Below are 22908 nucleotides of genomic sequence, written 5' to 3' on the forward strand. Positions count from 1 at the left end.
TCTCGGGAGGATGGTCCGGACCTGCCGGCCGCCAGGGCGGTCTTGCCGGCTTCCAGGAACTCGGCCTTCCACCGTCCGATGGAATGCTCACTGACTTTCTCCTTGCGTGCCGCTTCGGCGATGGACATCTCGCCGGCCAGCACGCTCAGCACTATCCGGGTCTTCTTCTCCGCCGGAATCGAGGGTGGTCTACCCATGTCTGACTCTCCTTCAGGACCTACATAACGGCCCTGCCACTAAATCTGACGCGCGACACTGCGTGAGCTCAGGCGACGCAACCGGCTGCTGGCAATCAGACTTCACCCACGTCCGACTCGCCGACGACACCGACGTCGAAGTCATCACCTGGCTCGATGACTACTCCCGCTACGCGCTGCACATCTCCGCCCACCCGCGCATCACCGTCAACACCGTGGTATCCACATTCACCCGCACCACCAGCAGCCACGGCCTCCCGGCAGCCACCCTGACCGACAACGGACTCGTCTACACCGCCCGCTACCGCGGCGACATCAACCGCTTCGAGAAACACCTGCGCGCCCACGACATCGAACAGCGCAACGGCACCGGCAACCACCCCCAGACCCAAGGGAAAGTCGAACGCTTCCAACAGACGATGAAGAAATGGCTCGCCGCCACCGAACCGGCCACCACGATCGCAGAGCTCAACACCCGACTCAACGCGTTCGCCACCATCTACAACACCCAGCGCGTTCAGAGCGCGAAGAAGACCACCCCCTACGCCGCCTACATCAGCAAACCCAAGGACACGCCCTCACCACTGCCGGCCGACACTACCCGCTACCGCCACGACCGGATCGACAGAACCGGGAAAGTCAGCCTCCGCTACGACTCCCGCATGTACTCCATCGGCGTCGGCCGAACCCACGCCCGAACCCGCGTCGTCCTCATCATCAAAGACCGCCACATCACGATCGTGGACAAGACCACCGGAGAAGTCATCCGCGACCTCACCCTGGACCCCACACGCCGTTACCAGAAGCAATGAAAAACACCCCGAACCATGGGTTCGGGGTGTTTCCGATGTACTGAGACATCACACTGTCGGGCTAGCGGGATTCGAACCCACGACCTCTTGACCCCCAGTCAAGCGCGCTACCAAGCTGCGCCATAGCCCGATTGGTCCGCCCTGCGGCGAAACGATCCTGGACAACCTTATACCCCGCCCGCCGTGCGGGCAAAAACGGCCGGCACCCCGCGGGCCGGTGACGCGTAGACTGGCCCGATGTTCGTCATCTTCGGTTTCGGCAAGCGGCAGAGACCCCAGGGCCCCGGCGCGCTGCGCGACTGCCCGCGCTGCCACAACACCACCCGGTGGAACCGGATGCGCGAGTTCTCCCGGTTCACCCTCTTCTTCATCCCTATCGCGCGCTGGGGCCGCCGCGAGTTCGAGACCTGCGGCATCTGCACCGCCTTGATCGAGGTGTGACCCACCCGCAGCGTGATCCGCACGGACCCCGCCGGTCCGCGCTCCTGGACTGAGTGCGACACCGGCCCGGATATGCCACGATGGGGAATCGACGCGGCATCGGGACGGACGAGACGAGGAGGGGCGCGTGGCGGACGAGCACTCCGAGGACCCCCGAGCACGCGCAGAAGGCTCCGACCGGGAGCCGCCGATCTCCGAGAGGCGCGCCGCCCTCGCCGCCTCCGACACCCGCCGCAGCCGCCGCTCCCGCACTCGCCGCTCCGATCCGGCGCGCGCCCGCCGCTTCGCCGAGCGCCGCATCTCCTCGCGCGAATCCGACCGGCCCCGCACCTCGTTCTCCGAATCCCTGCTCGAATCCCTGTGGAACCGCACTCCGGAGCCCGACTACGAGATCGCGGCGAGCAAGAAGGTGCCCCGCACCACCGGCTCGCGGATGATGTTCGGCGCTGTCGCCGTCGTGCTCGGGCTGACCTTCACCGTCGCGGTCGTCCAGCTCACCCGCACCGAGGACGGGGAGCGGGGCACCGCCGATTTCCTCGCCGGGCAGATCGAGTCCCGGCAGCAGGACAACGAGCGGCTCGCCTCCGACATCGAGGAGCGCACGGCTGCGCTCGCCTCCGCTCAGCGCTCGGCGCTGACCGAGGAGCAGAGCCGCGAGCTCGACGCGCTCGCCCGCACTGCCGGCGCCGAGGAGCTCACCGGCCCCGGCACGATCATCACCCTGCGTGACCAGGACCGGGCCGAGGCCGAGGACGACCCCCGGCAGACCACCGCCGCGGAGAACCGGGTGCAGGACATCGACCTGCAGACCGTCGTCAACGGGTTGAACGCCGTCGGTGCGCAGGGCATCGCGATCAACGGCCACCGGCTCACCTCGGCCTCGGCCATCCGCTCGGCCGGCAGCGCGATCCTCGTGAATTTCGATCCGCTCGAACCGCCCTACGAGGTCGTCGCGATCGGCGACGAGGAGCTCGGCGACCGGTTCCTCGCCGCGCCCGCCGCCGACTACCTCACGACGATCCGGACCGAATACGGGATCGGCTCGCAGATCTCCCGCGAGGAGCGCACCCTGCCCGCGGCCGAGGTCTCCGCCCCGCGCTTCGCCGAACGCACCGACCCCGGACCGGAGGCCATTCTGTGATCGCCATCATCGGACTCGTCATCGGGATCGGGCTCGGGATCATCCTCGACCCGGCCGTCCCCGCCGTCATCCAGCCCTACCTCCCGATCGCCGTGGTCGCCGCGCTCGACGCGCTCGCCGGTGGCCTGCGGGCAGTGCTCAGCGGGAACTTCGACGACCGCGTCTTCGTCATCTCCTTCTTCTCCAACTCCCTCGTCGCCGCGCTCATCGTGTTCATCGGCGACAAGCTCGGAGTCGGCTCGCAGCTATCCACCGGCGTCGTCGTGGTCCTCGGCATCCGCATCTTCACCAACGCCGCGGCCATCCGCAGACAGCTGTTCAAGGCATGAGCACCGGCGACCTCGATCCGCGGGAGCGACCGGAGTCCGGTCCGCCCGGGCCCAACCCGGAGCCGGAGCACGCCGGCACCCGGGAGCAGGCCTGGGAGAGGCTGCGCTCCGCCCTCGGTCTCTCCTCCTGGCGCTCCCAGGCGCTCGCCGGAGTGCTCTGCGCGCTGCTCGGCTTCGCATTCGTCGCCCAGATCCAGCAGACCGAGGAATCCGGCCTCAGCCAGCTCTCGGAGACCGAGCTCGTCCGGGTGCTCGACGACATCGACGACCGCAACGCCCGGCTCGAGTCGGAGGCCTCCCAGCTGAGCCGGGACGAGCAGGAGCTCGAATCCGGTTCTAATCAGCGCGAGGCCGCCCGGCAGCAGGCGCGCGACCGGGTCGAGGCACTGTCGATCCTCGCCGGCACCGTCGCCGTCACCGGGCCGGGCATCGTCGCCACGATCGACGGCTCCGCAGGCGTCGTCACCGCGGCGAACCTCGTCACCTTCGTCCAGGAGCTGCGCGATGCCGGGGCCGAGGCGATCGACATCAACGGCACCCGGGTGGTCGTCGACACCTACTTCACCGAGTCCGAGGACGGCAGGCTGCGCGTCGCCGGCGCGGATCTCAGCCGACCGATCACCATCACCGCGATCGGCGAGCCGGACACCATGGCCACGGCGATGCGGATCCCCGGCGGCGTTGCCGATACGATCGAGCAGCGCGGGGGCACGTTCACCGTGGAGACGCATGATGCGGTGGACATCGACAGCGTGGTCGCCCCGGCCGAGGGTGAGGACGGCGACGATGGCGACGGGGGCTGAACAGGGGCGGTGCGCGGAGCGATCCGAACCCGGAGGTGCGTGAACCGACGCCCGCATCATGGCTGGTCAGGTGCGCAGCCGGGACCGGCGGGCGAGCGGCCTCCGAGCAGGGGTGCGGCGCCCCGCTCGACCGCGGAACAGCACCCGGATAAGGTGTGTGACGAATTCGTCGCCCGAATGTTACCTGAGGTGGGCGAACGGCTATGCTGGTGGCACCACCACACGACGCAGGAGATGACATGGCTCAGTTGGACTTCCCGGCCGACCTCAAGTACTCGCGCGATCACGAATGGGTCGCCGGTACGGGGCAGGACGCCGTCGTCCGAGTCGGGATCAGCGATTTCGCCCAGGACTCCCTGGGAGACGTCGTGTTCGTCGACCTGCCTGCCGTCGGTGACACCATCACCGCAGATGAGACCTGCGGGGAGATCGAGAGCACGAAGAGTGTGTCCAACGTCGTCGCCCCTGTCAGCGGAGAGGTCGTCACGGTCAACGACGAGGTCGTCGAGACCCCGGAGACCGTCAACTCCGACCCCTACGGCGCCGGCTGGCTCTTCGAGGTGAGGATGAGCAGCCCCGCCGAGGCGGACGCGCTCATGGATGCAGACACGTACAGCCAGGAAGTGGAAAGCGAGGGAGCCTGATGTCCCAGCAGCACGACCCCCGGAACGACTCCGGAGTCCCGCAGGCCCCCTGGTACGGCGGCACCGACGAGGAGCGGGCTCCGAAGACCTTCCCGTTCGGGGACCAGGGCGAGCAGCCCGGTCCGCAGGGTGAGGCCGACGGCGGCGCGCAGCCGCCGACGCAGAACCACGCCCCTGTCGCGCCCGATCCGCACGCCCAGGCCGGTTCCGCGCCGCAGCACGGTCAGTGGCAGCAGCCGCAGGACCAGGGACAGTACGGCTCGCAGGGACAGCCCTACGGCCGGCAGCAGGCCCCCGTGCACCAGGAGCAGTGGCAGCAGCCCCAGGACCAGGGACAGTACGGCGCACAGCAGCCGTACGGCTCCCAGGGGCAGCCCTACGGTCAGCCCATCGGTGCACCGGCGCCGCAGCACGGCCAGTGGCAGCAGCAGGATCAGGGCCAGTACGGTTCGCAGGGCCAGCCCTACGGCGACCAGGGTCAGTGGCAGCAGCCCCAGGACCAGGGACAGTACGGCTCCCAGGGCCAGCCCTACGGCGCCGCCGGGGGACTGCAGGACCACCAGACCGACTCCGGCCGGGCCGCGCCCGCGGACTCGCAGCCCCAGTCGCAGCAGTTCCAGGGGTTCCTCGACCCGCACACCGGTGAGATCCACCCGGTCCCGGACCTCGCGCACCTGCAGGATTCCGATGCGCTGCTCGTCGTGGTCTCCGGCCCGGACGCCGGTGCCCAGATCCTCCTCGACACCGATGTCGTCACCGTCGGGCGCAGCCCGAACGCCGACATCTTCCTCGACGACGTCACCGTGTCGCGCAAGCACGCGGAGTTCGTCCGCACCCCTGCCGGATTCACCCTGCGCGACACCGGTTCGCTCAACGGCACCTACGTGGGCCGTCAGCTCATCGACTCCGTGGAGCTGCAGAACGGTGCCGACGTGCAGATCGGCAAGTTCCGGATGATCTTCCAGCAGCGACCGCGGACCGCCTGAGGCGGGGCTGTCCATGGCCGCTGTCGAAGTCGAGGTCGTCGGGGTGCGCATCGAGCTCCCTGCCAACCAGCCCATCCTCCTGCTCAAGGCGGTGAACCTGCCCCGCTTCCTGCCGATCTGGATCGGCGCCGCCGAGGCCAACGCGATCGGGATCGTGCAGCGCGGGCTGACACCGCCGCGGCCGCTGAGCCACCACCTCATGCTCGACATCCTCGAAGCGCACGGCGACAGCCTGAGCCGAGTCGTGATCACCGGTCGGGAGAACCACACCTTCCTCGCCGAGCTCCGCACCGAGGCCGGCAAGACGATCTCGGCGCGCCCCTCGGACGCGATCGCGATGGCGCTCATCGCCGACAGCCCGGTCTATGCGGCCGAGGAGGTCGTCGCGGAGAACGGCATCGACGCCCCGGCGCCCGACGAGGAGGAGGTCGCGCAGTTCCGCGAGTTCCTCGACCACGTGTCGCCCGAGGACTTCGAGGGCCGGTCCTGAGCCGCCGTACGTCCCGCACCCGCCCGCCCCATCACAACGATCGAACCAGGTGAGACATCCGTGAGCTTGAATACCAGCCGACTGTACGAAGCCGCCGGACAGGCCGAGGCCAGCGAGGAGACCATCGCCGGTCTCGACGCCTGGCGTTCTCTCGAGCCGCTGCAGCAGCCGACGTATCAGGACGCCGAGGAGCTCGCAGGGGTCCTCGACCGCCTGCGCGAGGTGCCGCCCCTGATCTTCGCCGGCGAGGCCGACCGGCTGCGCGACCACATCGCGCAGGCGTCCCGCGGTGAGGCCTTCGTGCTCGCCGGGGGAGACTGCGCGGAGTCCTTCGCCAGCGCCTCCGCCGACGCCATCCGGCGCCGTGTGCAGACGGTGCTCCAGATGGCCGTCGTCCTCACCTACGGCGGATCCCTGCCGGTCGCCAAGATCGGCCGGATGGCCGGGCAGTTCGCCAAACCGCGGTCCTCGGACATGGAGACCCGCGACGGTGTGACGCTGCCGTCCTACCGCGGCGACATCGTCAACGACCACGAGTTCACCCCCGAGGCGCGCCGTCACGACCCGAACCGGCTGCTCGACGCCTACCACGTGTCCTCGTCGACGCTCAATCTCATCCGCGCCTTCACCACCGGCGGCTTCGCGGACCTGCGCCTCGTCCACGAGTGGAACCGCGGCTTCCTCGGCTCGAACCCGAACTACCACCGCTACGAGCAGCTCGCCCGCGAGATCGATCGCGCGCTCAAGTTCATGGACGCGTGCGGAGCCGATTTCGACGCGATCGGCTCCGTCCAGTTCTTCTCCGCCCACGAGGCGCTCCTGCTCGAGTACGAGCGCGCTCTCACCCGGATCGACTCCCGCACCGGCGACCCCTACGACGTGTCGGGCCACTTCCTGTGGATCGGCGAGCGGACCCGACAGCTCGACTCCGCCCACGTCGACTTCCTGTCGCGGGTGAAGAACCCGATCGGCGTCAAGCTCGGACCCACCGCCACCGCGGACGACGCGCTCGCGCTGGCCGACAAGCTCGACCCCGAGGGCGAGCCCGGCCGCCTGACCTTCATCACCCGGATGGGCGCCGAGGTCATCCGCGAGCGCCTCCCGAAGCTCCTCGGGGATATCGGCGATCGCCTGCCCCAGGTCACCTGGGTGTGCGATCCCATGCACGGCAACACCATCACCTCGAACACCGGCTACAAGACCCGTCGCTTCGAGGACGTCATGGGCGAGGTCGCCGGCTTCTTCGACGCCCACTACGACGCCGGCACGATCCCCGGCGGCCTCCACATCGAGCTCACCGGCGACGACGTCACCGAGGTGCTCGGCGGGGCCTCCGAGATCGACGAGGAAGGCCTGCGGCGGCGCTACGAGACGCTCGTCGACCCGCGCCTCAACCACGACCAGTCCCTCGAGATGGCCTTCCAGGTCGCGGAGTACCTCACCGACCGCCAGAAGACCCAGCACTGACGAGGCCGGGACCGGAGCACCGCACCGGCGGGGAACCCCCGCGACCGCGACGCCCCGCACCCACGGCATCCGCACACACCCCGGGAGGGCCCCGATGATCGATCTGCGCTCCGACACCGTCACCCGCCCCACGCCGGACATGCGCCGCGCAATGGCCGAGGCCGAGGTGGGCGACGACGTCTACGGCGAGGACCCGACGATCAATGCCCTCGAGGAGCAGGTGGCGGGGCTGCTGTCCCATGAGGCGGGCCTGTTCTGCCCCTCGGGGTCGATGACGAACATGCTCGGCATCGCCGCGCAGGTGCCCCGCGGCTGGGAGGTGCTCGCCGACCACCGCGCGCACATCCTGCGCGCCGAGTGCGGCGGGCATGCTGCGCTGGCCGGCGTCACCTCCCGCACCTGGGTGTCGGCCGACGGCACCTTCGATGCCGCGCAGGCGCTGTCCATGGTGAGCCGCCCGCGCGGCTACAACCAGGTGGGTACCGCGGTGATCTCGGTGGAGAACAGCCACAACTTCGGCGGGGGTCGGGTCGCCGACATCGAGCAGCTGCGTACCCTGCACGCGCGCACCCGCGAGCTCGGGGTCGCAGTCCACGTCGACGGCGCGCGGATCGCGAACGCCGCCGCGGCCACCGGGGTCGGACTGGGGGAGTACGGTGCGCTCGCCGACTCGGTCTCCCTGTGCCTGTCCAAGGGGCTCGGGGCGCCGGTGGGCAGCGTGCTCGTCGGCTCCGCCGAGCTCATCGCCGAGGCGCGCGTGCTCCGCAAGCGCTACGGCGGGGGCATGCGACAGGCGGGGATCCTCGCCGCGGCCGGCCTGTGGGCGCTCGAGCACAACCTCGAGCGACTGGCCGAGGACAACGCGGCCGCGGCCCGGATCGCCCGGGCCATCGCCGAGGTCGACCCGGCCGTCGTCGACCCGGACACCGTGGACACGAACATCGTCTTCATCGATCTCGGCCCCACCGGACTCGACGCGCAGGCCTACGCCGCGGCGACCGAGGCCGCCGGGGTGCGGGTGTCGGTCATGGACGAGGATTCGGTGCGGATCGTCACGCACCTCGATGTGTCCGCCGAGGATGCCCGGCGCGCCGGGGAGATCCTCGCCCGCAGCCTCGCCGAGAACGCCTGACCCGGAGTCAGTCCGTCTTCTCCTCGGACTCCGCCTCGTCCTTCTTCTCGCCGTCGGCGGGCTCCTTGCCCTTCGACACGGTGAGGATGACGAGCTCGCCCGGGCCCACCTCCTTCTCTCCGCGCGGCCACTGCGAGATCACGCGTCCCTTCTCGACGGAGTCGTCGTACTTCTCCTCCTTCGCCACGAGGAAGCCCAGGCGGGTGAGCTTGCCGAACGCGGTGTCGTACTCGAGCCCGGTGACGATCGGCACGGTGACCGGGGCGACGCCCTTCGACACGACGAGGTCGACCGCGGTGCCCGGCGGCACCTGTGCGCCGGCCTCCACCGACTGGGACATGACTTCGCCGTCGGGCACGCTCGACGAGTGCTCGCGCGACACCGTGCCGACGGTGAGGCCGGCCTCCTCGAGCGCGGTGCGCGCCTCCTCCTCGGTGCCGCCGGCGGTGTCCGGGGTGCCGAACAGCTCCTCGCCCTTCGACACGAGCACGGTGACGACGGAGTCCGGGGCGAGCTCGGTGCCCGGCCCCGGTTCGGTGCCGACGACCTTGCCCGCCGGCACCGCGGTGTTGAAGACCTCGTGGGTGCGGACCTCGAGCCCGGCATCGGTGATGGTGCGGGAGGCGTCGCGCTGATCCTGGCCGGCGACCGCGGCGGGCACCGCTGCCATCGGCTCCTCCGTGGGCGTCACGCCCCAGGCCACGAGGCCGAGCGCGACAGCGGCGGCGAGCACTCCGGCGACCCGCTTGCGCGGCCCGCGGCGACCGCCCGGACGGGTGCCCGCGCCGCCGTGGGGCCCGCCGCCGGACCCGGCGAGCATCCGGGTGCGCTTCGTGCGACCGGGACCGGTGGAACCCGCCGCCCCGTGCGCACCGGCGGAAGCACCGGCAGCGGCGACCCGGGAGTCCTGTGCGGCTCCGGTGTCGACGTCCCGCTCCGCGTCGTCGTCCTCCTCGTCGGCGAGGTAGGGGATCTCGTCGGTGCGCGCCCGCGGCTCCTTGGGCTCGGGCTGCTCTGGATCCTCGTCGATGACCATCGTCGCGGTGAGCACGGGGGAGTGGGCGGTGGGGTCGCCGTCGCAGGTGGCGAGGTCGAGCTCGGCCTCGGAGAGCGACATCCGCGCCTCGGTGAGCGCGGTGCGCAGGGCGCTCGCGCCGCCCGGCCGGTCGTCGGGCTCGCGGGAGGTCGCCCACAGCACGATCGCGTCGAGCAGGGGGCTGATCCCGGCGCGCGATTCCGAGGGGGCGGGCACCGAATCGTGGACGTGACGGTAGGCGACCTGGATCGGCACCTCGTCGGTGTACGGCTGGGAGCCGGTGAGCATCTCGTAGAACATGATGCCGAGCGTGTAGAGGTCGGTGCGCGCGTCGGCTCCCGTGCGGGTGACGAGCTCCGGGGCGACGTAGCCGACCGTGCCGATCAGCGTCTTCGTCGTCGTCGCGCTCGTCACCGCCCGGGCGAGGCCGAAATCGGCGAGCTTGATCTGGCCGTCGGTGCCGAGCAGCACATTGTCCGGCTTGAGGTCGCGGTGGATGATGCCGGCGGCGTGGACAGCCTCGAGCGCTGCGAGGATCGAGTCCATGACGACGATCGCCTGGCGCGGGCTGAGCCGGCCGCGGTGCCCCAGCTCCTTGCGCAGCGTCACCGACTCGAGGTACTCCATGACGAGGTAGACGACGTCGCCGTCGCGACCCTGGTCGTGGACGGCGACGAGGTTGGGGTGGCTGAGGCGCGCGGCGTTGATCGCCTCGCGCTTGAAGCGCTCGACGAAGGTGTCGTCGCTGAGCAGGTGGGCGTGCATGACCTTGATCGCGACCTCGCGGTCGAGCCGCAGGTCGGTGCCGCGGTACACCATGGCCATGCCGCCGCGGGCGACGACCGCCTCGATGCGGTACCGCTCGTCGAGCACGATGCCGAGCAGCGGGTCCTGGAGGGCCATCATGATTTCTGCTCCTGTGTCCTGAATCGGTCCTTCTGGACCTGCACTGCGCGCACGTAGCGCCGGGTGTCCGCGTAGGGTCCGTTCTCCTGCACCGAGCTCAGCCCCTGGTAGTAGCCCGCGAGTGCCTGCGACTCGGAGTCCGCGGTGCGGGTGAGCCAGCGCAGGATCGCCGTGCCGGCGGTGATGTTGTCCGCGGCGTCGAGGATGTCGAGATCGCGGCCGGCGAGCTGTCCCGCCCAGGCCCCGGCGGCCGGCGAGACCTGCATGACGCCGATCGCGTTCGCCGGGGACACGACGCGCTGATTGAACCCGGACTCCTGCTGGGCGACGGCGAGCGCGAGGCTCGGGTCGACGCCGAGCTGCCGGGCGATCGAGGCGACGAGCGCGGTGATCTCCGTCCGGTGCGGGGCCGGGCGGGCGGCGAGGGTCTGTTTGTTGATCCGAGCGGCGGTGTGGACCGCGGCGGGGTAGGCGCGGCCCTCGAAGGCGCGCGGCAGATGGGGGAGGTCGATGACGGCGGGCGGCGAGGGCCGCTGGCTCGATGCGCCGGTGCCGGAAAGCGCGAGGAGCTCCCCGGTGCGCAGGACCGTCGAGGTGCCCATCGCGTTCGCCCGCTGGAGCGCCGGGACGGTGGTGCCGTGCCGGTGCGCGATCGCGGCGAGCGTATCACCGGGGCGCACACGGTGCCCGGCCGGCGCCGGGACCGAGGCCTGCTCGGGCAGGGAGAGGACCTGGCCGGGGCGGACGCCCGCCTTCCCGCGCAGGCGGTTGAGCTCGAGCAGGGCGGGGGCGGACACCCCGTGCTTCGCGGCGATGGAGATCACCGTGTCCCCGGTCCGCACCTGGTAGGTGCGCCCGCCGTGGGACACCGGGACCGCGGCGGTCGTGGTGCCCGAGGTGAAGCCGGGTCCGTCGACGACGAAGGGCAGCTGGGGAGCCTCGGTGACGGGTGCGGCGGCCGCCTCGAGCGGTGCGGTGGGACCGGGAGCCGGGGCAGGACGGGAATCCGGCTGCAGCGGGGAGCCGGGGGCATCGGGGTGCGCGGCCTGAGCGGGGGCGGTGCCCGCGAGCAGGGCGGCGACCATGAGGGGCGCGGACGCGGCGGCAGTGCTGTACGCCCGTCGGGCCCGCGGTGAGGCGGGACGCGTCGCTGGAGTGCTCATGCGATGACCTGCAGTTCATAGGGGGAAGACAAGCTGCGGATGGAGTCATGACCAGCCTAGCGAGGAGACGGCGCAGAATCGGGTGAGCGTGCGCGCCCGGCGTGTCGGGCAGTACCCTGGACGGGTGAGCACAGCAGAGACCCTCGTAGAGGAATGGACGACCCTGCCCGATATCGCCGAGGACACCGGCGTCGGCATCTCGAAGGTGCGGCGCTGGGTCGAGGACCGGGCGATCGCCGGATTCAAGCACGGAGACCCGATGGTGTTCCGGGTGCCGACCCTCTTCATCGACGGCGAGGCACCCGTCCCGGCGCTCAAGGGCACCCTCATCCTCCTCGAGGATGCAGGCTACGACGCCGAGGCGGCGATCGCCTGGCTCTTCAACCCCGACGACACGCTGCCCGGGCGGCCGATCGACCTGCTCCGGGCGAACAACAAGGGCGAGGTGCGCCGCCGCGCCCAGGCCCTGGCCTTCTGATCCGGCTCCCGGCCAGCTGATCCACCCGGCTGACTCGACCCCCGGACTGCTGAGCTGCGCCGCGCTCACCGAGCCGTCGCGATCGGCGTCGCGGAGCCGGCGTCAGGCGGCGCGGCGGGTGAGCCGGAGGATGTACGCCTCGAGCAGCGCGCGGTCCGTCGCGGCGAGCGGGAGCTCGGCGAGCGCGGACTCCGCGCGGGTGGTCTCCGCATCGATCTGCTCCTCGAACGCGGCGAGCGCGCCGGTCGAGATCAGCAGCTCCTCCATCCGGCCGATCTCCGCGTCGGTGAGGTCCGCGGCGCCGAGGCGCTCGGCGAACCAGGCGGCGGTGTCCGGATCGAGGCGGGTGAGGGCGGAGCCGACGAGCACGGTCTTCTTGCCCTGGCGCAGGTCGTCCCCGGCGGGCTTGCCGGTGACCTGCGGGTCCCCGAACACGCCGAGCTCGTCGTCGCGGAGCTGGAAGGCGCGCCCGAGCGGCAGCCCGAACTCTGCGAGCGCGGCGAGCTGGTCCTCGTCCGCGCCGCCGAGCGCGGCACCGAGCAGGAGCGGGTGCTCGACGGAGTACTTCGCGGACTTGTAGGTGAGCACCTCGCGGGCGCGATCGATGAGGTCCGCGGGCTCCACCGGTGCGGCCTGGAGCCGGATGTCGAGGAACTGGCCGACCATGACCTCGCGGCGGAAGTCGTCGTGCCGGCGGACGGCCTCGGGCTCCGCGAGCCGGGAGAGCCCGGCGGAGCTGTAGATCTCCTCGCTCAGCGACAGGCACAGGTCGCCGGCGATGATCCCGGCGCCGGTGCCGTAGAGGGCGGCGTCACCGGCCCAGCCGCGCTCGGCGTGCGCGGTGCGGTGCGCGGCATGGACGGCCGGACGCCCGCGGCGGGTGTCGGAGTCGTCGATGATGTCGTCGTGGATGAGGGCTGCGGCATGGAGCAGCTCGACGGACGCGGCGACCCGGGCGATGCCGGGCTCCGCAGCCGCGTCGCCGCCGCCGAGCTCGAAGCCCCACCAGGTGATGAGCGCGCGGATCCGCTTGCCCTTCGCGGTGAACTCGCGGATCGGGTCGATGAGCTCCGCGGCGCTCGGTGAGATCGCGGCGAAGGAGTCCGCTGCGGCGCTCAGTGACTCGGCGAGCGCGGCGTCGACCCGCTCGATGACGGCGGCCGGTGGGGTGAGCCGGCTCACGGAGCGACCACGCCGCCGACGGTCACGAGGCGCTTCGCCTCGTCGTCGGGGTCGGGGCCGATCGAGACGGACACGGTCTGCGCGTCGCCCTCGGCGTGGAACGCCTGCGTGGTCACGCCGTCCTTCGACCCGGCCTCGCCGACCGCGGCGAAGCCGTGGCCCTCGAGGGACTCGGTGTAGAAGGACAGGATGTCCTCCTCGGACATGTCGGTGCGCATGACGAGCGCCGCGTTGACATGCTCGGCCGGCGCCTCCTCGCCCTCGGGGGCCTCCTCGCCCTCGGCCGGGGCGGATGCATCTGCGGACTGTCCGGCCTCCCCGGCGTCGACGGTGCCGAGCGAGGAGGAGATGATCTCGCTGTCGGGGAGCTGCTCGATCGCGGCCGGGAAATCGGGCAGCAGGGCACCCTGGGTGGTCATCACACCGGGGGTCCGCTCCTCCTCGGTCGGCTCGGCGGACTCGGCCGCCGCGGGAGAGGACTCCTCCGTGACGGGGTCCGGAGCGGTGCAGGCGGTCAGCGCCGCAGCGGTCGCGAGTCCGGCGCCCATGAGCGCGATGCGATGTATCATGCTCTCGAGTTTACCGGGCAGGGGTGAGATGAGTCGAAAGCAGCTGTCGCGCTCCGGCGGGGACCTCGCCGCCCTCGGCACCGACGACACCGGGTGCACGATCCTCCACCTCGACATGGACGCCTTCTTCGTGTCCGTCGAGCTCCTCGAGCGCCCCGAGCTCATCGGCACCGCAGTCATCGTCGGCGGTCGCAGCGGCCGCGGGGTCGTGGTGTCGGCGAGCTACGAGGCCCGCGAGTACGGCGTCCACGCGGCGATGCCGATGTCCCGGGCGGTCGCTCTGTGCCCGCACGCCACGGTGATCCCGCCCTCCAAGGGCCGCTACGGCGCGTTCTCCCGCCAGGTGTTCGAGGTCGTGTCCACGGTCACCGAGGACTACGCGCAGGTCAGCGTCGACGAGGGCTACCTCGATGTGAGCTCCGCGCTGCGCCGGCTCGGCCGCCCCGCGCGCATCGCCGCGGACCTGCGGGCAGCGATCCGGGAGCGCACCGGACTGGCCGCGTCGATCGGTGCGGCCGACAGCATGGTGGTGGCGAAGCTCGCCTCGGCCCGGGCCAAGCCCGACGGTCTGCTCGTCGTCCCCGTCGCCGAGGTCGCCGACTTCCTCCGCCCGATGCCGGTCGAGGCGCTGCCCGGGGTGGGTGCCCGCACGCAGTCGGTGCTCGCCCGCTACGGCATCCGGCAGATCGCCCAGCTCGCCGATGCCGACCCCGCCTGGCTGCAGCGCATCCTCGGCTCCGCGGGGATCACGCTCCACGGCTACGCCCACGGCCGCGACGGGCGCACGGTCCACAGCTCCGCGCGGGACCACACGATCAGCGGCGAGCACACCTTCCCGCACGACGTCGCGGACCCCGCTGTGCTCGAGCTCGAGCTGCTCCGGCTCGCCGACACCGTGGCCTCCCGCCTGCGCGGCGAGGGCAAGGCGGCGGCGGTCGTCGGGCTCAAGTACCGGCTGGCGGACTTCACCACCTTCTCCCGCTCGGTCACGCTCGCCGCCCCGTCCGACGTCGCCGCCGAGCTCCACGAGGCGCTGCTGCCGGCCCTCCACCGGCTCCGCGAGGCGCACGCGCAGCCGGTGCGGCTGCTCGGGCTGCGGGCCGCCGACCTCGTCGACATCTCCGCCGCCGGGCGCCAGTCCACGCTCGACGAGCCCGAGCACTCCCCGCGCGAGGCCGAACTCGCCCTCGACGCCGTGCGACAGCGGTTCGGGAGCGCAGCGATCAGCCAAGCATCCTTGATGCGGAGGAAGCGCGACCGGGGAGGCTGAGTGGTTCGTCAGAGATTCGGACCAATGGCTGCGGCCGGATGTCCAACTCGGCGTCGGCGGACTATGATGGGGATACTCAGTTTTCCGCGTGTGCACTAGGGGGCCGGCATGCCGCTTTCGGACCATGAACAACAGCTGCTCGATCAGCTCGAGAAGCAGCTGCGCAGCGAGGACCCCCGCTTCGCCCAGAACATCACGCAGCCGCGCAGCGAAGCCGGCTCGCCGATCTCGGCCAAGCGGTTCGTCGGCGGTGCGCTCGCGCTCATCGCCGGGGCGGCCGTGGTCGTCGCCTCGATCTATCTCTTCGAGCTCCCCTTCAACGTCATCGGCGGGGTGATCGGCTTCGCGATCATGGTGCTCGGCGGCTATTGGGCGGTCGCCGGGAACGATGCCCCGTCCGCGGCGCCCACCGGTGCCGCCGATTCCGCCACCCGTGCGCCGGGTAGGGCGAAGAGCGCCGCCGGCGGCGCGAACGGCGGCTTCATGGATCGCCTCGAGGACCGCTGGGACAAGCGCCGCCGCGGCGAATGATCCACTGCGCCCCCCTGACCCGAGCACCGCGCAGACACTGATCGGCCCCGGACACCCGTCCGGGGCCGATCCGCGTCGTGCCCTTGGTCGCCTGGCCACTCCGTCGACCTGCCGCCTGTGCTCGAGCGCGCCGAGACCCGTCGACCTGCCGCTTCTGCTCGCTCACGCCGTCGAGCTGTCGCCTCTGCTCGAGATCCGGGCCGGGAATCGAGCACGAACGGCAGTTCGACGGAGGGATCGAGCATGAATGACAGCTCGACGGGAGCGTGGACCTCGGGTCAGCGGAGGCCGAAGACGCTCGCCGGCCACAGGCGCGCGCGCACCCCGGCCGCCGTCCCGGCCTGCTTCCGCAGACCCTCGCGCAGGGTACCGAGCGTCGAGCGCACTCGGGCGCCGTCGAGCTCGGTGCGCACGGCCCCGGCGTACCGTGACTCGTCGACGGCCCGGCCGATCTCCGCCAGACCGTCGCGTTCGGGACCCGGGACGAGTTCGCCGAGCCGCTCGAGGTGCTCGTGCACCGTGATCGCCGGCGACAGCGGCATCCCGTGGTCACGGGCGAGTGCCCGGACCTCCTCCCACACCCGCTCGGGGTCGAGCGGCTCGCGCAGGCGGCGGCCGGCGGCGAGCAGCCGCAGCAGCGCCGGGAGCGCGAGGAGGACGAGTGCGAGCGCACCGAGGGTCGCGATGAGCGGCCAGGACGGGCCGGAGGATGCGGCGTCGCCGCCGGTCGTGTCCTCGGTGGCCTCGGCCGTCGGCTCACCGGCGTCCTCGGTACCGGAGTCCGGCTCCTCGGTCGTCGGCTCCTCGGTGGGTTCCGGCGAGGCGGTCTCCTCGGTGTCGTCGGAGCCGCCGGCCTCGGTCCACGGCGGGGGAGTGCCGGCCGGTCCGCCCGGGGTGGGTTCGAAGCGCACCCAGCCGGTGCCCTCGAACCACAGCTCGGGCCAGGCGTGGGCCTGGTTGATCCGCACCTCGTAGGCGCCCTCGCCGGCCGGGGTGCCGCCGGTGAATCCGACGCCGATCCGCGCCGGGATGCCGAGCGAGCGGGCCATCGCGGTCATCGCCCCGGAGAACTGGACGCAGTAGCCCTGCTTGTCCTCGAGGAAGTCGGCGAGCACGTCGCCGGAGGCCTCCTCGGGCGCATCGGTGGAGTAGGTGAATGCGTCGGAGCGGAAGTACTCCTGGAGCGCGACGGCCTTCTCCCACTCGTTCTCCGAGCCCGCGGTGACCTGGTCGGCGGTGTCGGCGATGATCTGCGGGGTGTCCTGCGGCAGCGCGAGCAGGTCCTCGAACTCCGTCGCGGACACCGGCTGGGCCTCGCGCAGGGCCTCGGCGGTGGGTTCGACGGAGAGGTAGTCGACGCCGTACTGCGCACCGGCGGTGATCTCGCCGTTGCCGACGATCGTCAAGGTCTGTGCGTCGTAGATCCAGCGCCGGGAGACGCCGTCGACGGACTGCGGAGCGTAGGGCGCCGGCAGGTGCTGCTGGTCGAGGTCGACGATGCTGATGTCGGTGCGTCGCTCGGCGGTGCGGGTGTCGGCGGACACGCCGGGTGCGCTCGGCATCCCGTCGACCGCGACGGCGAAGGGGTCGAGGTCGAACTCGGCGGGCATCCACGTGGTCCCGTCGAAATTGCTCACCGAGGTCAGCCGGATCGGCGGGGCGAGCGGGTCGTCGGTGGTGTACGTGAACGCCATCGAGTCGTCGTCGGTGCTGAGGTCCTGCTTGAGGTCGAGGAACGGGTTGATCACCGTGAGGTCGCCCTGCGCGTCGACCGGCTGATCGGGGCGCACGGCGATGTCGGGCAGGAGCACCGGCAGGCCGACGCCGAGCGCGAGCGCCAGGGCGCCGGCGGTGATCGCGGTCGCCGGGGAGCGCAGGTGCACGGACCCGACATAGCTCGAGAGCATGAGGAGGAGGAAGGCGGCGGCGATGACCGCGAAGTGCCACCACTTCAGCTCCCGCGGAGCGAGCAGCACCGGGATGATGTAGACGAGGAGCAGGAGGATGCCGGCGACCTTGGGCGCCCGGATGTCGGACACGAGGCCGTCGATGAGCATGGTGATGAGTCCGAAGCCGACGGTGAGGATCGTCCGGAAGCCCGGGGTGCTCTGCGTCGGGGCGGTGGTGCTGTAGATGTCGTCGATGCCGGTGGCGAGCTGGGCGAACAGCTGGCCGAACGAGGAGCCGCTCGGCAGCACGCCGGCGGCGAGCGTGTCCGGGACGCACAGGTAGACGGCGGCGAGCGCGGCGACGACGAACTGCGCGATCACCGTCATGCCGGTGGCGCGCAGCGCGGGCACGGCGCGGAACACGGCGCCGGTGAGCAGGACCACCGCGACCATCGCGAGGACCTGGACGAGCCACACGGTGTCGGAGAACACCGCGGTCATGCTCACCGCCGCGAGCGTCATCGCCAGCAGCACGATGAGTGCGGGCAGGAGGATCGGCGGGGTGCGCGGGGCGGTCGGGGCCGCTGCGGGCGCGGCGGTCATCGGCGGCTCCTTCGGGTGCGGCGCGTCCAGGACTCCGGCAGCGCGAGGCGGTGACTGAACAGCTCGGAGTCGAGCCCTGCGGAGACCGCGACCTCGTCTGCGGTGAGCCGGCGGACGGAGGTCTTGCGCGGCAGGTGGGCGGCGATCTCGTCGGCGCGGGCGGGGGAGGGGGCGCAGACGATCGCGGCGACGACTGCGCCGAGCCGGCCGAGCTCGCCCGGCAGCGCCCGGCCGCCGGCCGAGTAGCGGGCGGTGACGAGCCGCAGCCGGTCCTCGCCCCGACGCCCGGAGAGCACCTCGCGGCGGCCCTCGGCGTAGAGCAGGACGTCGTACCCGGCGCGCAGGTAGGCGGTCGTCAGGGAGGCGGCCCCGGAGATCAGCACCTCGGTCGGGTGGTCGCCGGCGGCGAGGTCCGCGGTGTCGAGGACGACCGCGGCGAAGGGGGTCTCCTCCTCGGCCTCCTGCCGGACCATGAGCTCGCCCACCCGGGCCGTCGAGGCCCAGTGGATGTGGCGGAGGTCGTCGCCGGGCACGTACTCGCGGGTGTGGAAGTCGCGGCTCGTGTCACCGCGCACCACCTGCGGGCTGTCGCTCATCGGCCGTGCGATCCCGGCCGAGACCGGCAGCCCGACCCGCTGGATCGGGGTCGACACGGCCACCGGGTACTCCCGGTGCACCGTCTTCGTCACGCTGCACAGGCCGAACGGCCCGTCGATGACGGACTTCACCGCCTGCAGCCCGGACATCCCGCGGCGGGCCGGGGCGAAATCGGCGTCGATGGTGATCGTGCCGCCGGGCCCCATGCCCGGGATCCGCAGGCCGCGCGTCTCGCCGAACCCCTCCTGGGGCACGAACTCGACCTCGAAGGCCCCGAGCGACAGCGGGGTCCGGTTGGTCAGGGTCGCACGCAGATCGAGCGGCGCGCCGACCTCGGCCACGGGCACGCCGTCGACCCGGCGCGTGCGCGCGTCGAGCGATGCGGCGAGCCGGGCGCCGGAGAAGAAGGCGAGGACCACGCTGAGCAGCACGAGCCCGAGCAGCAGGATCCCCGCCGGCAGCAGACCGGGCAGGGAGAACCGGTAGGCCGCCACGCACAGCGTGATGCCGGCCAGGGTGAAGACGATCCCCGCAGTGGTCAGGCGCATCAGTGCACGGGGGTGCGCGACACGACCTGGGACACGATCTCCGCCGACGCCTGCGGGTCGTCGTCGTCCTTGGCGATCACACGGTGGGCGAGCACGTCGACGGCGAGCGACTGGACGTCGTCCGGGGTGACAAAGGAGCGGCCGCTGAGCACCGCGAGGGCCTTCGCCGCGCGGAGCAGCTGCACGCCGCCGCGGGGCGAGGCGCCGAGCGCCACCCCGGGATCCCGGCGGGTGGCCTCGAGGAGCGACACGATGTACGTCCGCAGCTCCGGCGTGGCGGTGATCCGGCGCACGGTGTCGCGCGCCTGCATGATCGACTCGAGGCTCGTCACCGCCGCGAGACCGGCGAGCGGGTCGTGGTCGACATGGTGGTCGAGCATGTCGATCTCCGCCTGGGCGCTCGGATAGCCGATCGAGATCCGGGCCATGAAGCGGTCGCGCTGCGCCTCGGGCAGGCTGTACGTGCCCTCCATGTCGATGGGGTTCTGGGTGGCGACGACCATGAACGGGTCGGGCATCCGGTAAGTCGTGCCGTCGATGCTCGCCTGCGACTCGGCCATGCACTCGAGCATCGCCGACTGCGTCTTGGGCGAGGCCCGGTTGATCTCGTCGGCGATGACGATGTTCGCGAACACCGGGCCGGGCCGGAACTCGAAGTGCCGGGACTCCTGGTTGAACAGGTTGACGCCGAGCACGTCGGAGGGCAGCAGGTCGGGAGTGAACTGGACACGCCGCACCGAGCCGTCGACGACCCGGCCGAGCGACTTCGCCAGCAGCGTCTTGCCCACGCCGGGGACGTCCTCGAGCAGCAGGTGCCCGCCGGCCAGCAGCGTGATGAGGGCGAGCCGGACGGCGTGGTCCTTGCCCTCGAGCACGGAGTTCATCGCCTGCCGGGCCTGCCCGGCGATCTGCTGGACCTGCGACAGGGCGGGATCGGTCGACTGGGAGCCGACCCCGGTGCCCGCCATGAGGCGGGAGTCCCCGCCCGCGGCGGCCGGCTGCTGGGCGGCGACCTGGGGGTAGCCGCCCGTGCGGGCGGCGCGGCGCGAGGTGGGCTGGTCGGATTCGCTCGGATAGCTCATTCGTCCATTGTCGCGCACCCGGCCGCCGCGCTCCACCTCGGGCCGGATCCACTTCCCTCCCCACCGCTCCCGAGGTGCCCGCAGGGTGGTGATCGACACCCTTCCCGGGGCCCTCGCCCCACCCACCTCCACACCCCCCCCCGAGGCGCCCGCCCCACCCCGCTCCACCGCCCTCCCCACTTCCCTCCACGGAATCCCCCCCACTTCACTCCCCGGCCACCCACCGCCCCGGGAATCGGGGCGGGAATCCGGGCTCGCGGGGCCCTCGAGCCCTGCCGGACTGGGCCGCCGCGCCTCGCTCCCGCAGTGTCCAACCACGTTTCCCCCACTTTCCTCCACGCGGTTGACCTGGAGAAACAGGACTTGATAAGCGCATGCAGGGAAAATTCAGGCGAATCGTGGGGGAAAGTGGAGTACAGTGGGCAGCATCGGAGCCGACGGGTTTCGAAAGGGGTGAGACGGCATGTTCTTGGGCACGCATCTGCAGCGGCTCGATGACAAGGGCCGACTCATCCTGCCCGCGAAGTTTCGAGAGGAGCTCGCGAACGGACTGGTGCTGACCCGGGGTCAGGAGCACTGCCTCACCCTGTTCTCCGCCCGGGAGTTCGAGTCCGTCCACGAGCAGATGCGAGCGGCGCCCATGACCAGCAAGGACGCCCGCGACTATCTGCGCATGTTCCTCTCCGGGGCCTCGGCCGAGCAGCCGGACAAGCAGGGGCGGATCACCATTCCGCAGATCCTGCGCCAGTACGCCTCGCTCGACCGCGACCTCGCGGTCATCGGCATGGGCAACCGTGTCGAGATCTGGGACGCCCCCACCTGGGAGCGCTACCTGGCCGAAACGGAGCAGGGATTCGCCGAGCGCACCGACGAGGTGATTCCCGGAGTGATCTGAGCACTCGGTTGAGATCCTCGTCCGCCGCAGGTTTCGGGACACTTCCCCGGTTCCGAAGCCACGGGTCCTGTCACACTTCCCCGGTGCCAGGGCGACGGGCGGGCGAGGTTCTGGATCGAGTGAGAGATCGCAGCAGTGTCCGTGCCGACGCCGAGAGGAGGCGACCGTGATCGAGAACCGTCACACCCCCGTGCTCCTCCAGCGCTGCGTCGAGCTCCTCGGGATCGGCATCGACGCCGCCCGGGACGCCGGCCGCACCCCCGTCGTCGTCGACGCCACGCTCGGGATGGGCGGCCACAGCGAGGGCGTGCTCGCAGCCTTCGACGACGTCGTGCTCCTCGGCGTCGACCGCGACCCCGAGGCGATCGCGATCGCGAGCGCCCGGCTGGCCCCGTTCGGGGACCGCTTCGTCCCCGTCCACGGCACCGACGACATCATCCCCGCAGCCCTGGCCTCCCACGGTCTCGATGCGATCTCCGCGGCCCTGTTCGACCTCGGCGTCTCCTCCCTCCAGCTCGACGAGGACGAGCGCGGCTTCTCCTACTCCCGCCCGGCCCCGCTCGACATGCGGATGGATCCGGACGACGGGCTCACCGCAGCCGACGTCCTCAACACGTACTCCGAGGCCGACCTCGCCCGGATCATCGCCGAGTACGGCGAGGAGCGCTACGCCCGCAGGATCGCCCGGGTGATCGTCGCCGACCGGGAGCACACGCCCTGGGCCACCTCGGAGCAGCTCGCCGGGATGCTCCAGCGGGTGATCCCCGAGCCCAAGGGCGCGCGGAAGCGCTCGCACCCGGCCAAGCGGACCTTCCAGGCGCTGCGCATCGAGGTCAACCGCGAGCTCGCGATCCTCGAGACCGCGCTGCCGGCGGTCCTCGATTCCCTCCACGTCGGGGGAGTGGCCGTGGTCGAGTCCTACCAGTCCCTCGAGGACATCATCGTCAAGCGGATCTTCAGGGCCGGGACGACCTCGGCGGCGCCCCCGGAGCTGCCCGTCGTGCCCGACCACCTGCAGCCCTGGCTGCGGGAGATCACTCGCGGCGCGGAGAAGGCCGACGCCGCGGAGATCGAATCCAACCCGCGTGCGGCGAGCGTGCGCCTGCGGGCCGTGAGCAAGACGAGGGAGCCGGCATCATGAGTCCACTCGCCCAGGCCGTCCACACCGCCCCCGCCCGCAGGCGCGCGGCGACCCCGCTGCGCGACGAGGAGATCTCGCGGCTGCGGCTCGTCGTGCCGCAGGTCGCCCGGCGCCGGATGCCGTTCTCCGTGATCTGCGTCGGCATCATCGTGCTCGGCATCCTCGGCGTGCTCCTCCTCAACATCACGATCTCGCACAGCACCTACCGGGTCGAGCAGCTCACCGCCGAGCAGGCCCGCCTCCACGAGGAGCGCGACCGGCTGACCGAGGACATCTCCTACCGGGAGAGCCCGCAGAACATCGCGGCGGCCGCCGAGGAACTCGGGATGACCCGCGACCTCACCCCGGAGTACATCCGGCTCTCCGACGGCGAGGTGCTCTCCCCGGGCAGTGTGCCGGGGAACACCCTGCGAAATCCCTCAACCGTGCCGGGCCCGCGTGCCGATGCCCGCGGAGACGTCCGTCCGAACCTACGATCGGATGAGACGCTGCCCGCGGTCGGAGGAGGATCGTCCGAGATCTCCGCCCCGAGCCAGCGCAGCCCCCGATGAAGCCCGAGTGACCCGAGAAGTGCGA

General features: G+C 71.5%; 24 protein-coding genes and 1 tRNA gene. 16 read left to right on the forward strand and 9 right to left on the reverse strand.

Translation table 11 applies throughout. The annotated features are described in order from the left end of the window. Nucleotides 1-197: transposase (locus tag ABD883_RS07790; RefSeq protein WP_345031193.1), on the reverse strand; the 197-nt coding region annotated here is incomplete at its 3' end. 62 nt (nt 198-259) lie between these two features. On the opposite strand from ABD883_RS07790, the gene ABD883_RS07795 reads away from it, so the two are divergent. Further along, a complete protein-coding gene (locus ABD883_RS07795; RefSeq protein WP_175406975.1) occupies nt 260-1009 on the forward strand; it encodes a DDE-type integrase/transposase/recombinase in 750 nt (249 codons plus the stop codon). A 56-nt stretch (nt 1010-1065) separates the two neighbouring features. On the opposite strand, the gene ABD883_RS07800 is transcribed toward ABD883_RS07795, so the two are convergent. Continuing rightward, nucleotides 1066-1139 (reverse strand) — tRNA-Pro (locus tag ABD883_RS07800). A 107-nt stretch (nt 1140-1246) separates the two neighbouring features. Between ABD883_RS07800 and ABD883_RS07805 the strand changes: the two genes are divergently transcribed. The 9 genes from ABD883_RS07805 (at nt 1247) to ABD883_RS07845 (ending at nt 8442) form a co-directional block, all read left to right on the forward strand. Further along, nucleotides 1247-1450 (forward strand): zinc-ribbon domain-containing protein, encoded by a 204-nt coding sequence (locus tag ABD883_RS07805; RefSeq protein ID WP_345031196.1) that lies wholly within the window; start codon nt 1247-1249, stop codon nt 1448-1450. A 127-nt stretch (nt 1451-1577) separates the two neighbouring features. Then, nucleotides 1578-2591 (forward strand): DUF881 domain-containing protein, encoded by a 1014-nt coding sequence (locus ABD883_RS07810; RefSeq protein WP_345031197.1) that lies wholly within the window; start codon nt 1578-1580, stop codon nt 2589-2591. Next, on the forward strand, nt 2588-2920 hold the full coding sequence (locus tag ABD883_RS07815; protein WP_137319977.1) for a small basic family protein: 333 nt from the start codon (nt 2588-2590) through the stop codon (nt 2918-2920). Before ABD883_RS07810 ends, ABD883_RS07815 begins: the two co-directional genes overlap by 4 nt. Beyond that, nucleotides 2917-3723: a DUF881 domain-containing protein gene (locus ABD883_RS07820; protein WP_345031200.1), complete on the forward strand. Its 807-nt coding sequence runs from the start codon at nt 2917-2919 to the stop codon at nt 3721-3723. The genes ABD883_RS07815 and ABD883_RS07820 overlap by 4 nt, the downstream gene beginning before the upstream one ends. Before the next feature lie 239 nt (nt 3724-3962). Continuing rightward, entirely contained in the window at nt 3963-4367 is a 405-nt protein-coding gene (gcvH, locus tag ABD883_RS07825; protein WP_137319975.1) for a glycine cleavage system protein GcvH, read from the forward strand. Further along, nucleotides 4367-5353, forward strand: a complete 987-nt coding sequence (locus ABD883_RS13780) for an FHA domain-containing protein (protein ID WP_425548425.1) — start codon at nt 4367-4369, stop codon at nt 5351-5353. Before gcvH ends, ABD883_RS13780 begins: the two co-directional genes overlap by 1 nt. A 13-nt stretch (nt 5354-5366) precedes the next feature. Further along, nucleotides 5367-5843: a bifunctional nuclease family protein gene (locus ABD883_RS07835; protein WP_137319973.1), complete on the forward strand. Its 477-nt coding sequence runs from the start codon at nt 5367-5369 to the stop codon at nt 5841-5843. A 66-nt stretch (nt 5844-5909) separates the two neighbouring features. Beyond that, nucleotides 5910-7310 carry a class II 3-deoxy-7-phosphoheptulonate synthase gene (locus ABD883_RS07840; RefSeq protein WP_295690188.1) on the forward strand — a complete coding sequence of 467 codons (1401 nt, stop codon included), beginning with the start codon at nt 5910-5912 and terminating at the stop codon, nt 7308-7310. A 94-nt stretch (nt 7311-7404) separates the two neighbouring features. After that, the gene (locus ABD883_RS07845; RefSeq protein WP_137319971.1) at nt 7405-8442 is read left to right on the forward strand and encodes a threonine aldolase family protein; all 1038 of its coding nucleotides are present in this window, start codon (nt 7405-7407) and stop codon (nt 8440-8442) included. 7 nt (nt 8443-8449) lie between these two features. Here ABD883_RS07845 and ABD883_RS07850 read toward each other — a convergent pair whose 3' ends face one another. Then, nucleotides 8450-10384 (reverse strand): protein kinase domain-containing protein, encoded by a 1935-nt coding sequence (locus tag ABD883_RS07850; protein WP_137319970.1) that lies wholly within the window; start codon nt 10382-10384, stop codon nt 8450-8452. Then, nucleotides 10381-11547, reverse strand: coding sequence for a LysM peptidoglycan-binding domain-containing protein (locus tag ABD883_RS07855; protein ID WP_254668805.1), 1167 nt, complete (start codon nt 11545-11547; stop codon nt 10381-10383). The genes ABD883_RS07850 and ABD883_RS07855 overlap by 4 nt, the downstream gene beginning before the upstream one ends. Before the next feature lie 124 nt (nt 11548-11671). On the opposite strand from ABD883_RS07855, the gene ABD883_RS07860 reads away from it, so the two are divergent. Then, nucleotides 11672-12025, forward strand: a complete 354-nt coding sequence (locus tag ABD883_RS07860; RefSeq protein ID WP_295690179.1) for an Rv2175c family DNA-binding protein — start codon at nt 11672-11674, stop codon at nt 12023-12025. A gap of 102 nt (nt 12026-12127) precedes the next feature. Here ABD883_RS07860 and ABD883_RS07865 read toward each other — a convergent pair whose 3' ends face one another. Both ABD883_RS07865 and ABD883_RS07870 read right to left on the reverse strand, forming a co-directional pair. Beyond that, nucleotides 12128-13207, reverse strand: a complete 1080-nt coding sequence (locus ABD883_RS07865) for a polyprenyl synthetase family protein (RefSeq protein WP_345031207.1) — start codon at nt 13205-13207, stop codon at nt 12128-12130. Then, nucleotides 13204-13776 (reverse strand): hypothetical protein, encoded by a 573-nt coding sequence (locus tag ABD883_RS07870; protein WP_345031209.1) that lies wholly within the window; start codon nt 13774-13776, stop codon nt 13204-13206. Before ABD883_RS07870 ends, ABD883_RS07865 begins: the two co-directional genes overlap by 4 nt. A 28-nt stretch (nt 13777-13804) precedes the next feature. Here ABD883_RS07870 and dinB point away from each other — a divergent pair, with 28 nt between their 5' ends. Beyond that, a complete protein-coding gene (gene dinB, locus ABD883_RS07875; protein ID WP_137319966.1) occupies nt 13805-15046 on the forward strand; it encodes a DNA polymerase IV in 1242 nt (413 codons plus the stop codon). A gap of 108 nt (nt 15047-15154) precedes the next feature. Next, nucleotides 15155-15577: a DUF3040 domain-containing protein gene (locus tag ABD883_RS07880; RefSeq protein WP_137319965.1), complete on the forward strand. Its 423-nt coding sequence runs from the start codon at nt 15155-15157 to the stop codon at nt 15575-15577. Between the two features lie 278 nt (nt 15578-15855). Here ABD883_RS07880 and ABD883_RS07885 read toward each other — a convergent pair whose 3' ends face one another. Genes ABD883_RS07885 through ABD883_RS07895 form a run of 3 tightly spaced genes read right to left on the reverse strand, consistent with a single transcriptional unit; the run spans nt 15856 to nt 20182 of the window. After that, the gene (locus ABD883_RS07885; RefSeq protein WP_345031214.1) at nt 15856-18069 is read right to left on the reverse strand and encodes a transglutaminase TgpA family protein; all 2214 of its coding nucleotides are present in this window, start codon (nt 18067-18069) and stop codon (nt 15856-15858) included. Then, nucleotides 18066-19214 (reverse strand): DUF58 domain-containing protein, encoded by a 1149-nt coding sequence (locus tag ABD883_RS07890; protein ID WP_345031216.1) that lies wholly within the window; start codon nt 19212-19214, stop codon nt 18066-18068. The genes ABD883_RS07885 and ABD883_RS07890 overlap by 4 nt, the downstream gene beginning before the upstream one ends. Continuing rightward, nucleotides 19214-20182 (reverse strand): AAA family ATPase, encoded by a 969-nt coding sequence (locus ABD883_RS07895; RefSeq protein WP_137320503.1) that lies wholly within the window; start codon nt 20180-20182, stop codon nt 19214-19216. The genes ABD883_RS07890 and ABD883_RS07895 overlap by 1 nt, the downstream gene beginning before the upstream one ends. Nucleotides 20183-20759: 577 nt before the next feature. Between ABD883_RS07895 and mraZ the strand changes: the two genes are divergently transcribed. From mraZ to ftsL, 3 genes are all read left to right on the forward strand, one after another. Continuing rightward, nucleotides 20760-21191, forward strand: coding sequence for a division/cell wall cluster transcriptional repressor MraZ (gene mraZ / locus ABD883_RS07900; protein ID WP_137319962.1), 432 nt, complete (start codon nt 20760-20762; stop codon nt 21189-21191). Nucleotides 21192-21357: 166 nt separating this feature from the next. Then, nucleotides 21358-22332, forward strand: a complete 975-nt coding sequence (gene rsmH / locus ABD883_RS07905) for a 16S rRNA (cytosine(1402)-N(4))-methyltransferase RsmH (RefSeq protein WP_425548426.1) — start codon at nt 21358-21360, stop codon at nt 22330-22332. Further along, complete coding sequence (gene ftsL, locus ABD883_RS07910) at nt 22329-22883, forward strand: cell division protein FtsL (protein WP_137319960.1); 555 nt, start codon at nt 22329-22331, stop codon at nt 22881-22883. Before rsmH ends, ftsL begins: the two co-directional genes overlap by 4 nt. Nucleotides 22884-22908: the final 25 nt, after the last annotated feature.

Origin of the sequence: Brevibacterium pityocampae (assembly GCF_039541555.1) — a bacterium.
Classification (GTDB): Bacteria; Actinomycetota; Actinomycetes; order Actinomycetales; family Brevibacteriaceae; genus Brevibacterium; species Brevibacterium pityocampae.

Excerpts from the sequence above, each read along its gene's own strand:
- ABD883_RS07805 (WP_345031196.1), top strand. The coding sequence starts at position 1,247 with ATGTTCGTCATCTTCGGTTTCGGCAAGCGGCAGAGACCCCAGGGCCCC.
- ABD883_RS07820 (WP_345031200.1), top strand. The coding sequence starts at position 2,917 with ATGAGCACCGGCGACCTCGATCCGCGGGAGCGACCGGAGTCCGGTCCG.
- gcvH (WP_137319975.1), top strand. The coding sequence starts at position 3,963 with ATGGCTCAGTTGGACTTCCCGGCCGACCTCAAGTACTCGCGCGATCAC.
- ABD883_RS13780 (WP_425548425.1), top strand. The coding sequence starts at position 4,367 with ATGTCCCAGCAGCACGACCCCCGGAACGACTCCGGAGTCCCGCAGGCC.
- ABD883_RS07835 (WP_137319973.1), top strand. The coding sequence starts at position 5,367 with ATGGCCGCTGTCGAAGTCGAGGTCGTCGGGGTGCGCATCGAGCTCCCT.
- ABD883_RS07845 (WP_137319971.1), top strand. The coding sequence starts at position 7,405 with ATGATCGATCTGCGCTCCGACACCGTCACCCGCCCCACGCCGGACATG.
- ABD883_RS07850 (WP_137319970.1), bottom strand. The coding sequence starts at position 10,384 with ATGATGGCCCTCCAGGACCCGCTGCTCGGCATCGTGCTCGACGAGCGG.
- ABD883_RS07855 (WP_254668805.1), bottom strand. The coding sequence starts at position 11,547 with ATGAGCACTCCAGCGACGCGTCCCGCCTCACCGCGGGCCCGACGGGCG.
- ABD883_RS07870 (WP_345031209.1), bottom strand. The coding sequence starts at position 13,776 with ATGATACATCGCATCGCGCTCATGGGCGCCGGACTCGCGACCGCTGCG.
- dinB (WP_137319966.1), top strand. The coding sequence starts at position 13,805 with ATGAGTCGAAAGCAGCTGTCGCGCTCCGGCGGGGACCTCGCCGCCCTC.
- ABD883_RS07880 (WP_137319965.1), top strand. The coding sequence starts at position 15,155 with ATGCCGCTTTCGGACCATGAACAACAGCTGCTCGATCAGCTCGAGAAG.
- ABD883_RS07885 (WP_345031214.1), bottom strand. The coding sequence starts at position 18,069 with ATGACCGCCGCGCCCGCAGCGGCCCCGACCGCCCCGCGCACCCCGCCG.
- ABD883_RS07890 (WP_345031216.1), bottom strand. The coding sequence starts at position 19,214 with ATGCGCCTGACCACTGCGGGGATCGTCTTCACCCTGGCCGGCATCACG.
- ABD883_RS07895 (WP_137320503.1), bottom strand. The coding sequence starts at position 20,182 with ATGGCGGGCACCGGGGTCGGCTCCCAGTCGACCGATCCCGCCCTGTCG.
- mraZ (WP_137319962.1), top strand. The coding sequence starts at position 20,760 with ATGTTCTTGGGCACGCATCTGCAGCGGCTCGATGACAAGGGCCGACTC.
- ftsL (WP_137319960.1), top strand. The coding sequence starts at position 22,329 with ATGAGTCCACTCGCCCAGGCCGTCCACACCGCCCCCGCCCGCAGGCGC.